This is a genomic window from Aminobacter sp. P4_D5, assembly GCF_056401815.1.
On record NZ_JBFUIP010000213.1, the window covers coordinates 1 to 8,243 of the forward strand.

12 protein-coding genes and 2 pseudogenes are annotated in these 8,243 nt (G+C 63.2%); 1 reads left to right on the forward strand and 13 read right to left on the reverse strand.

Annotated features, from left to right (window positions below; all coding sequences use genetic code 11):
• Positions 1-203 (forward strand): annotated as a pseudogene (locus AC1DWF_RS28110) (HAD family phosphatase); the annotation flags it as partial.
• 147 nt (positions 204-350) lie between these two features.
• On the opposite strand, the gene AC1DWF_RS28115 reads toward AC1DWF_RS28110, so the two are convergent.
• From AC1DWF_RS28115 to AC1DWF_RS28175, 13 genes and pseudogenes are all read right to left on the reverse strand, one after another.
• Complete coding sequence (locus AC1DWF_RS28115) at positions 351-1,109, reverse strand: class II aldolase and adducin N-terminal domain-containing protein (RefSeq protein WP_476781415.1); 759 nt, start codon at positions 1,107-1,109, stop codon at positions 351-353.
• 59 nt (positions 1,110-1,168) lie between these two features.
• Entirely contained in the window at positions 1,169-1,804 is a 636-nt protein-coding gene (gene ureG, locus AC1DWF_RS28120) for an urease accessory protein UreG (RefSeq protein ID WP_476781414.1), read from the reverse strand.
• Positions 1,801-2,241 (reverse strand): DUF3995 domain-containing protein, encoded by a 441-nt coding sequence (locus AC1DWF_RS28125; protein ID WP_476781413.1) that lies wholly within the window; start codon positions 2,239-2,241, stop codon positions 1,801-1,803. The genes ureG and AC1DWF_RS28125 overlap by 4 nt, the downstream gene beginning before the upstream one ends.
• Positions 2,238-2,933 (reverse strand): urease accessory protein UreF, encoded by a 696-nt coding sequence (locus AC1DWF_RS28130; RefSeq protein ID WP_476781440.1) that lies wholly within the window; start codon positions 2,931-2,933, stop codon positions 2,238-2,240. Before AC1DWF_RS28130 ends, AC1DWF_RS28125 begins: the two co-directional genes overlap by 4 nt.
• Positions 2,905-3,447: an urease accessory protein UreE gene (locus AC1DWF_RS28135; RefSeq protein ID WP_476788260.1), complete on the reverse strand. Its 543-nt coding sequence runs from the start codon at positions 3,445-3,447 to the stop codon at positions 2,905-2,907. Before AC1DWF_RS28135 ends, AC1DWF_RS28130 begins: the two co-directional genes overlap by 29 nt.
• Positions 3,447-4,049: a glutathione S-transferase family protein gene (locus AC1DWF_RS28140; RefSeq protein ID WP_476781411.1), complete on the reverse strand. Its 603-nt coding sequence runs from the start codon at positions 4,047-4,049 to the stop codon at positions 3,447-3,449. Before AC1DWF_RS28140 ends, AC1DWF_RS28135 begins: the two co-directional genes overlap by 1 nt.
• Before the next feature lie 46 nt (positions 4,050-4,095).
• Entirely contained in the window at positions 4,096-4,656 is a 561-nt protein-coding gene (locus AC1DWF_RS28145; RefSeq protein ID WP_476781410.1) for a DUF29 domain-containing protein, read from the reverse strand.
• A 57-nt stretch (positions 4,657-4,713) separates the two neighbouring features.
• Positions 4,714-5,259, reverse strand: coding sequence for a redoxin family protein (locus AC1DWF_RS28150; RefSeq protein WP_476788259.1), 546 nt, complete (start codon positions 5,257-5,259; stop codon positions 4,714-4,716).
• A gap of 145 nt (positions 5,260-5,404) precedes the next feature.
• On the reverse strand, positions 5,405-7,117 hold the full coding sequence (gene ureC / locus AC1DWF_RS28155; protein ID WP_476781408.1) for an urease subunit alpha: 1,713 nt from the start codon (positions 7,115-7,117) through the stop codon (positions 5,405-5,407).
• A complete protein-coding gene (locus AC1DWF_RS28160; RefSeq protein ID WP_476842321.1) occupies positions 7,117-7,422 on the reverse strand; it encodes an urease subunit beta in 306 nt (101 codons plus the stop codon). The genes ureC and AC1DWF_RS28160 overlap by 1 nt, the downstream gene beginning before the upstream one ends.
• A gap of 8 nt (positions 7,423-7,430) precedes the next feature.
• Entirely contained in the window at positions 7,431-7,691 is a 261-nt protein-coding gene (locus AC1DWF_RS28165) for a DUF1272 domain-containing protein (protein WP_476781406.1), read from the reverse strand.
• A gap of 7 nt (positions 7,692-7,698) precedes the next feature.
• Entirely contained in the window at positions 7,699-8,001 is a 303-nt protein-coding gene (locus tag AC1DWF_RS28170) for an urease subunit gamma (protein WP_476781405.1), read from the reverse strand.
• 15 nt (positions 8,002-8,016) lie between these two features.
• Positions 8,017-8,243: pseudogene (locus tag AC1DWF_RS28175) on the reverse strand (urease accessory protein UreD); the annotation flags it as partial.

Here is an 8,243-nt window from a genome sequence, read left to right on the forward strand (position 1 = left end):
AGCCTTATCTGCGCGCGGCATGGCTGACCGAGATCGATCTCGCCGACACGGTGGTGATGGAAGACTCCGTGACCGGTGCGACATCAGGCGTTGCCGCGGGCATGCGCACCATCTTTTGGCCGCAAGACAAGATCGAAGGGCCGGCAGGCGCCCTGGTGGCGCATAGTGCCGACGAGGTTCGGGCGTTGCTCGGGCTGGACTGAGCGCTTGAAAATTGCCCTCACCCTTACCCTCTCTCCGTAAACGGGGCGAGGGGGCGTCGACGTGGCCGCTTGTCTCTTCTCTCCGTCTTTCACAGGGAGAAGGTGCCGGCAAGCGGATGAGGGGCGGTTGGACGTACGCGACCTCACTCAGCTCCGATACACTGGTTCCTGCTCGTCGAGGATCGCCTTGAGTTCGGCGAGGTGGCGTTCGGCCTGGCCGGGATAATCCTCTTGCTCGAGCGCTGCCTTTTCGGCGATCTCGTCGGACAGAACCCGCAGCGGCCGGCCTGTCCACAACGCCTTGATGTAGGTCTCGCAGGCACGCTCGAAATAATAGAGTCGGTTGAAGGTGTCGGCGACGCTGTCGCCAATGACCAGAACGCCGTGGTTACCCATGATCATCACCTTGACCTTGGGATCGGCAAGCAGGCTGGAACAGCGCTCGCCCTCCTCCTCGAAGGCCAGACCGCCGTAATGGGCGTCAACGACATGGCGTCGAAAGAAGATCGCCGTGTTCTGGTCGATCGGCGGCAGCGTCGAATCGGCAAGCGAAGCGAGCACCGTGGCGTGGATCGAATGCACATGCATGACGCAGCGCGCATGGGCGCAATTGCGGTGGACGGCACCGTGCAGCCCCCAGGCGGTCGGGTCGGGGGCATTCGGCCCGCTCATCGTTTCGGGATCGTTGGCGTCGATGAGCAGGAGATCGCTCGCCTTGATGCGCGAGAAATGGACCTGGTTGGGGTTCATCAGGAATTTCGAGCCGTCGTCGTTGACGGCAAGCGAGAAGTGGTTGGCCACCGCCTCATGCATGTTGAACCGCGCCGTCCAGCGGAAGGCGCAGGCGAGGTCGACGCGCTCCTCGTAGAACGGCAGGTTGGTCTGCTTGAGCTGGGTGACGGCCATGTGTTCCTCCCTGAACTGGAGGAAGAATGCAGCGCTGGTGCTTGCACGGCAACCGCCGATCAGGCGGAAATCCGCTGGTCCAGCCTGAGGCCGCCATTTTCGACGATGAAGTCGATGACGGCTTCGAGCCCCTTGCCGCGCGAAAGATCCGTGAATCCGAACGGGCGCTTGCCGCGCTGGCGCGCAGCATCCGCTTCCATGACCTCGAGATTGACGTTCACATAAGGTGCAAGGTCACTCTTGTTGATGACCAGGAAGTCGGAGCGGGTGATGCCGGGGCCGCCCTTGCGCGGGATCTCTTCGCCCTGGCAGACCGAGATGACGTAGAGCGTGAGATCGGCGAGGTCGGGCGAGAAGGTGGCGGCGAGATTGTCGCCGCCGGATTCGATGAAGACGATGTCGAGATCGGGGAATCTGCGGTTCATCTCGGCGATGGCTTGCAGGTTGATGGACGCGTCCTCGCGGATGGCGGTATGCGGGCAACCGCCGGTTTCCACGCCCATGATGCGCTCTTCCGGCAGCGCCTGCAGGCGGGCCAGCATCAGCGCGTCTTCCTTGGTGTAGATGTCGTTGGTGACGACAGCGATCGAGAACTCGTCGCGCAGCGCCTTGCAAAGCTTTTCGGTCAGAGTCGTCTTGCCCGAGCCGACGGGGCCGCCGATGCCGATGCGAAGCGGGCCGTTTTTCGAAGTCATTGTCCAAATCCCTTGGTGGCGAGGAAGGCAAAGCCAAAGCCGATGGCAAGGCACAGCGGCGAATAGAACTGGCGGTCGAGCCGGGCGAACGGCATTTCCGGCGTCAGCCTGCGCCATGCGGGGGTGAAGCCGGCGATGCCGCGGCCGAGAAAGATCAGTGCGATCATCAAGGCCGAGGCGGCAAGGCCCTGGCGCGGAAACGGCGTGGCAAAGACGCCGACCAGCGCCAAAGGCCAGAGCGTGGCGACCAGGAGGCAGGCAGCGACGGCGAAGCTGGCGAAGGGCGTGGGCATGGCGTCGATGCCGCGAAAGCCAGCGACCGTACGAGCGCAGGACGCCTGGTCGGTTCCCGGCCATACGCCGCCAAGCCCCCAATAGACATGCAGCGAGGTCAACAGATAGAGTACGGCGGCAAGCGCGAAGGCGACTGGCATCATGAGCGAAAAAGCCTCGAATGCTGGGTTTCGTGGCGCATGGCCATGATGTCGGAGGTGATGGCGGCCGAGCCGAGGTCGTCGAGCCTCGATCGCGCGGCACGGGCGGCGACCGAAAGCGCGACCGGCTCGAATTCGGCGATGATAGCAGTGGCAGCTACCTGGCCGACGACGCCGAGGCGGATCGCCGCCTGGAGGAGATTGGTGGAGAACGCCTGCAGGTAAGCCGAAAGCGCATCCTGAAGGGCAATGCCATGCGCGCCTGAAACCGCGCCGACGGCGACGCAATAGGGGCACTCCACAGGCAGCCGTTCAAGTACGGGATGCGGCCAGGCTGAGGCGGCGGCGAGGAAGGCGGAACCTTGCAGCATCGCCTCCATATGCCGCTCGCGCGAACCGGCGAGCGCTTCGCCAAGAGCGGCAAGCTCCGTCAGGTCGCCGCCATCGCGGGCGCGCCGCCAGCTCTCTGAAAACAGCACGGCATCGTTCCAGCCGGAGCCCACTTCGGCCAGCGTCGTCAGCCAGCCGGCAAGGTCGTCTCGGCTGGAAATCAGCCCATCATGCACGGCGCGTTCGAGGCCATGGCAGTAAGAAAAGCCGCCGACCGGAAATACCGGCGACAGCCACGCCATGAGCCGCAGCAGTGCTGCACCGCCTGACGTGGGCTCAGTCATGGTGATGGTGGTAGCCGCCATGATCATGATCGTGATCGTGGTGGTGATGCCCATCATCGTGGGAATGGCCATGCCCATGATCGTGGCCCTGGCCGGAATAGGCGCCGCGCACCGGTTCGAAAGGTTCCAAGACGTCGGTGACGCGGGCACCGAGGCCTTCGAGCATCGCCTTGATGACGTGATCGCGCAGGATGAGAATCCGGTCGGCTTCGATGGCCGCCGCCAAATGACGGTTGCCGATATGCCAGGCGAGTTGCGTCAGATGCACGGCATCATGGGCGCGGATTTCGTAAAGTTCTTCCTCGCCGGCAAAGATCTCGGCGTGGCGGCCGTCGTCGAGCACCAGCACGTCGCCGGTTTCGAGCACCACAGGCTCGGGCAGGTCGACCAGCACGCGATCGCCATGGACAAGCTCGATGGCGCGGCGGCGGATGTGGCGCTCGTCATGAGCGAGCACGGCGACGTCGAAAGGCAGCGGACGTTGCGCATCGGCCCGGACGGCCTCGGCACGGATGAAATGGCTGGCGCGCAGCATCAGAAAGAACCTCCATTGGCCTGTGCCCTGGCACGCGCTGGCCGAGCAAGCATACGGTCGAGATAGTCGTTGACGCGCTCGGAGGCGATAGCGATCTTGCCGCCACGCGCCCAGCCGCCGATTTCGCCCAAGATCACGTCGACGGCGCTGAAACGGTCGCCGAGCGCGAATTCCTTGCCGATGAGACGCTTGTCGAGAGTCGCGACCTCGTTGGCGAAATCATACGCCACGGCGGGACCGACATCGACCCTCAGTTGCCGCGGCAGGATGAAGCGGTGGCGCAGCTTGTTCCACAAGGGCGCTTCCAGTTCCGACTGGGCAAAATGCATCCAGCTGTCCATTTCGGCGCGGCCACGCAGGCCGGGATTGGCGCCAAAACCTTTGTCGGCATGCTTGTCGCCGAGGTAGATGCAGATCGCCGCAGAGTCGGTCAGCGTGAAGTCGCCGTCGACCAGAACCGGCAGCTTGCCGGAAGGGTTGAGCGCCTGGGCCTCGGCCGAGCGCAACCCGACCTCGACGAATTCGTAAGGCTCGCCGAGTTCCTCCAGCATCCACAGGACACGCGATACGCGCGATCCGCGCGAACCGTAAGCTTTGTACATGCTTGGAATTGCCCTTTTGACTTCGGCTGCGGCGGCTCTGGGGCGGCTATTCCGGGAAGAATTCCAGATCGAGGATCTGTGCAATCGAAAAAGGACTGCTCGCTGGAAAGAGGTCTTCGGCGAGGCCGGTTTCTGTGACCGCGCTCGCACGCGCCATGGCATATTCCTCGGCTAGCACGCGCTGTGGGTAGCCAGTCAGGCTGGGGCTGTCCTTGATCACACGCGAAATCCGCCAGCGTTGCTCGGTGATGGTGGCTTTCCAGCTTCCCGTTCGCTGGCCGGGCTGGAAGCGCCATTTCAGCAAATGGACAAGCAGGACATTGAGCCGGCTTTCGATTTCGCTGCGCCCCAAGCTTTCGATCTCCTCGGCGAGATTTTCCCGGTCAAGCGCTGGCAGATTTCCCTTGCGCAACAACGCGGCTTGCTCAGCGCACCATTGAGCGTAGTCGGCCTCGTAGGGCGTCAATTGCGGTTTGCCGAAGATCTTGTTCATGGCAGGTATCCTGCGCCGAAACGCGTGCCTAGCCAATAGATTTTGCTGTGTTCGTGATGGCAAGTGCTGCTGCCAATTGACGAACTGCGCGCAATCCAGCTTGGTGCATTTCATGAAAAAACCCCGGCGCGCGGGTGCGGCCGGGGCTTCGATCAGCGCGAGGCCTGAGCCTTATGCGGCTGCGGCGACGTCGTCGTTCTTGAGGGCTTCAAGAATGTTCTGCGGCGAGGAGACGCCATAGGGATCGCTGTCGCAGTTGTCGGAGAAGCCTTCTTCTTCGAACCACTTCTCGACGCGGCCGTTGTTGATGACGGCGGCATAGCGCCACGAGCGCATGCCGAAGCCGACATTGTCCTTGGCAACGAGCATGCCCATCTTGCGGGTGAATTCGCCCGAACCGTCCGGAATGAGCTTCACCTTGTCGAGATTCTGCGACTTGCCCCAGGCGTTCATGACGAAGGCGTCGTTGACCGACACGCAGTAGATCTCATCGATGCCTTGAGCCTGGAACTCGCCGAACAGCTTTTCGAAATCGGGCAGCTGGAAGGTCGAGCAGGTCGGCGTGAATGCGCCCGGCAGCGAAAACAGGACGACGCGCTTGCCGTCGAAGTAATCGGCCGAGCTCTTGTCTTCCCAGCGGAAGGGATTGGGGCCGCCGACGGCTTCGTCACGCACGCGCGTACGGAAGGTAACGGCAGGAACTGTCTTCCTGATCATGTCAAACTCCATTTCCAAGAGAGCAGGAGCCCCGGTCTTGGGGGTCGGAGGCCTGCCGAATTTTTTGCTAGCAGATGCTAGATAACAATTGGCCGGGGGCCGTTCCAGCATTGCCGGCGTGGCATCAGGTCGCGGGCCTGACGTATCAGAACAAGAAGTAGCGCTGGGCCATCGGCAGCACGGTCGATGGCTCGCAGGTCAAAAGCTCGCCGTCGGCGCGCACCTCGTAGGTCTCGGGGTCGACCTCCATCTGAGGCATGGCATCGTTGAGAATCATCGAACGCTTGCCGATGCCGCCGCGGGTGTTTTCGACCGCCACCATCTGCTTTTCCACGCCGATGCTCTCGCGCAGGCCGCCTTCGAGCCCGGCCTTGGAGACGAAGGTGATTGAGCTGTGGGTGAGCGCCTTGCCGAAAGAGCCGAACATCGGCCGGTAGTGACTTGGCTGCGGCGTCGGTATCGAGCCATTGGGGTCGCCCATCGGGGCTGTGGCGATCCAGCCGCCAAGCAGCACCATGTCGGGCTTCACGCCGAAGAAGGCGGGATTCCACAAGACCAGGTCGGCGCGCTTGCCGACCTCGATCGAGCCGATCTCCTTGGACATGCCATGTGCGATGGCCGGGTTGATGGTGTATTTGGCGATGTAGCGGCGGGCGCGGAAATTGTCGTTGTTGCCTTTTTCGCCCGGCAATGCGCCGCGCTGGCGCTTCATCTTGTCGGCGGTCTGCCAGGTCCGGATGATCATCTCGCCGACCCGGCCCATGGCCTGGCTGTCCGACGAAATGACGGAGAAAGCGCCGAGGTCGTGCAGGATGTCTTCGGCGGCGATCGTTTCCTTACGGATGCGGCTTTCGGCAAAGGCGATGTCTTCGGGGATCGACGGCGACAAATGATGGCAGACCATCAGCATGTCGAGGTGCTCGGCCACCGTGTTGACCGTGTAGGGCCTCGTCGGGTTGGTCGAGGCCGGAATGACGTTGGGATATTGGCAGACCTTGATGATGTCGGGCGCATGTCCGCCGCCGGCACCTTCGGTGTGGAAGGAGTGGATGGTGCGGCCTTTGAAGGCGGCGACAGTATCCTCGACGAAGCCGCTTTCGTTGAGCGTATCGGAGTGGATCGCGACCTGAACGTCGTAGGCGTCGGCGACCGACAGACAAGTGTCGATGGCAGCAGGCGTCGAGCCCCAGTCCTCATGCAGCTTGAGCCCGCAGGCACCGGCCAGAACCATCTCTTCCAGCGCGCCCGGCAGCGAGGCGTTGCCCTTGCCGAACACGCCGATGTTCATCGGCAGGCCGTCGAAGGCCTGGATGATGCGGGCGATGTGCCAGGGGCCCGGCGTGCAGGTGGTGGCGAGCGTGCCATGCGCGGGACCGGTGCCGCCGCCGACCATGCAGGTGACGCCGGAATTCAGCGCTTCGTCGACCTGCTGCGGCGAGATGAAGTGGATATGGGTGTCGATGCCGCCGGCAGTCAGGATCTTGCCTTCGCCGGCGATGATTTCGGTGCCCGGGCCGATGATGATGGTCACGCCTGGTTGGGTGTCGGGATTGCCGGCCTTGCCGATGGCGGCGATGCGGCCGTCCCTGAGCCCGACATCGGCCTTGTAAATGCCGGTGTGATCGAGGATCAGCGCATTGGTGATGACGGTGTCGACGGCCCCCTGGGCGCGCGACAGCTGGCTTTGGCCCATGCCGTCGCGGATGACCTTGCCGCCGCCAAACTTCACCTCCTCGCCGTAGACGGTGAAGTCGTTTTCGACCTCGATGAACAGTTCGGTGTCGGCAAGCCGGACCTTGTCGCCGGTGGTGGGGCCGAACATTTTGGCGTAGTCACGACGGGAAATCGTTGCTGGCATCAGAGCTTTCCCATCACCTTTTGCTGGAAGCCGTAGACCTCGCGCTTGCCACCGAGCGGCACCAGTGTGACGTCGCGTTCCTGGCCCGGTTCGAAGCGCACGGCGGTGCCAGCGGCGATGTCGAGCCGCATCCCGCGCGCCTTCTCGCGGTCGAACTTCAAGCCGTTGTTGGTCTCGWAGAAATGATAGTGGCTGCCGACCTGGATSGGCCGGTCGCCRGTGTTGGCGACCTTGAGGGTCACCGTCGGCGCGCCCTTGTTGAGCTCGATCGAGCCTTGGGCGGTGATGATTTCGCCGGGGATCATGTGTGCTCCTACGCTGCGGTGTTGGCCGTGGGGGTGCAGCCCTCGGCTTTGAGCACGCGCTTGGTCGAGGCAGGGTATTTCAACAGCATGGAAGCGGGCCGGATCGGGCGAGCGGAAAAATTGCCGCCGCAATTGGGGCAGGTGCCGCCGAGCACGCCTGTCGCACAGTCGGCGCAGAAGGTGCACTCGAAGGTGCAGATCATCGCGTCGGGCGCTTCAGGCGGCAGGTCGCGGTCGCAGCATTCGCAATTGGGGCGCAGCTCAAGCATGACGGCCTCAGCGGATCGGTTCGTGCACGGTCACGAGCTTCGTGCCGTCGGGAAAGGTGGCTTCCACCTGAACGTCGTGGATCATCTCGGCGATGCCGTCCATGACCTGGTCGCGGGTGATGACATGGGCGCCGGCCTCCATCAGCTCGGCGACCGGGCGGCCGTCGCGGGCGCCCTCGACGATGAAGTCGGAAATCAGCGCGATCGCTTCAGGATGGTTGAGCTTGACGCCGCGTTCGAGCCGCTTTCGTGCGACAATCGCCGCCATCGCGATCAACAGCTTATCTTTTTCCCTGGGCGTCAGGTTCATGCCGGTACCAAAATCCTAGAGTGACCAAAGCCTGGGCAGGCCTGCCTGGCCATTGAGCAGTTCGACGAGTGGAACGAGTCGCTTACGTAGCGTGTAGCCATCTTCGGCGTAAAGCCTCGCAAGAAGCTTGCCAGTTCCAGCCACGCTCCAGGCGCTTGCGCCGCCATCGTCGCCGATGATTCGCCGCGCCGGCTCCAGCAAGACCTCTGACCTGTGCGAGATCAAGAGCAGCGTCGCCATGG

Coding starts and splice junctions, on each gene's coding strand:
- AC1DWF_RS28115 (WP_476781415.1), bottom strand. CDS start 1,109: ATGGCCGTCACCCAGCTCAAGCAGACCAACCTGCCGTTCTACGAGGAG.
- ureG (WP_476781414.1), bottom strand. CDS start 1,804: ATGACTTCGAAAAACGGCCCGCTTCGCATCGGCATCGGCGGCCCCGTC.
- AC1DWF_RS28125 (WP_476781413.1), bottom strand. CDS start 2,241: ATGATGCCAGTCGCCTTCGCGCTTGCCGCCGTACTCTATCTGTTGACC.
- AC1DWF_RS28130 (WP_476781440.1), bottom strand. CDS start 2,933: ATGGCGGCTACCACCATCACCATGACTGAGCCCACGTCAGGCGGTGCA.
- AC1DWF_RS28135 (WP_476788260.1), bottom strand. CDS start 3,447: ATGCTGCGCGCCAGCCATTTCATCCGTGCCGAGGCCGTCCGGGCCGAT.
- AC1DWF_RS28140 (WP_476781411.1), bottom strand. CDS start 4,049: ATGTACAAAGCTTACGGTTCGCGCGGATCGCGCGTATCGCGTGTCCTG.
- AC1DWF_RS28145 (WP_476781410.1), bottom strand. CDS start 4,656: ATGAAATGCACCAAGCTGGATTGCGCGCAGTTCGTCAATTGGCAGCAG.
- AC1DWF_RS28150 (WP_476788259.1), bottom strand. CDS start 5,259: ATGATCAGGAAGACAGTTCCTGCCGTTACCTTCCGTACGCGCGTGCGT.
- ureC (WP_476781408.1), bottom strand. CDS start 7,117: ATGCCAGCAACGATTTCCCGTCGTGACTACGCCAAAATGTTCGGCCCC.
- AC1DWF_RS28165 (WP_476781406.1), bottom strand. CDS start 7,691: ATGCTTGAGCTGCGCCCCAATTGCGAATGCTGCGACCGCGACCTGCCG.
- AC1DWF_RS28170 (WP_476781405.1), bottom strand. CDS start 8,001: ATGAACCTGACGCCCAGGGAAAAAGATAAGCTGTTGATCGCGATGGCG.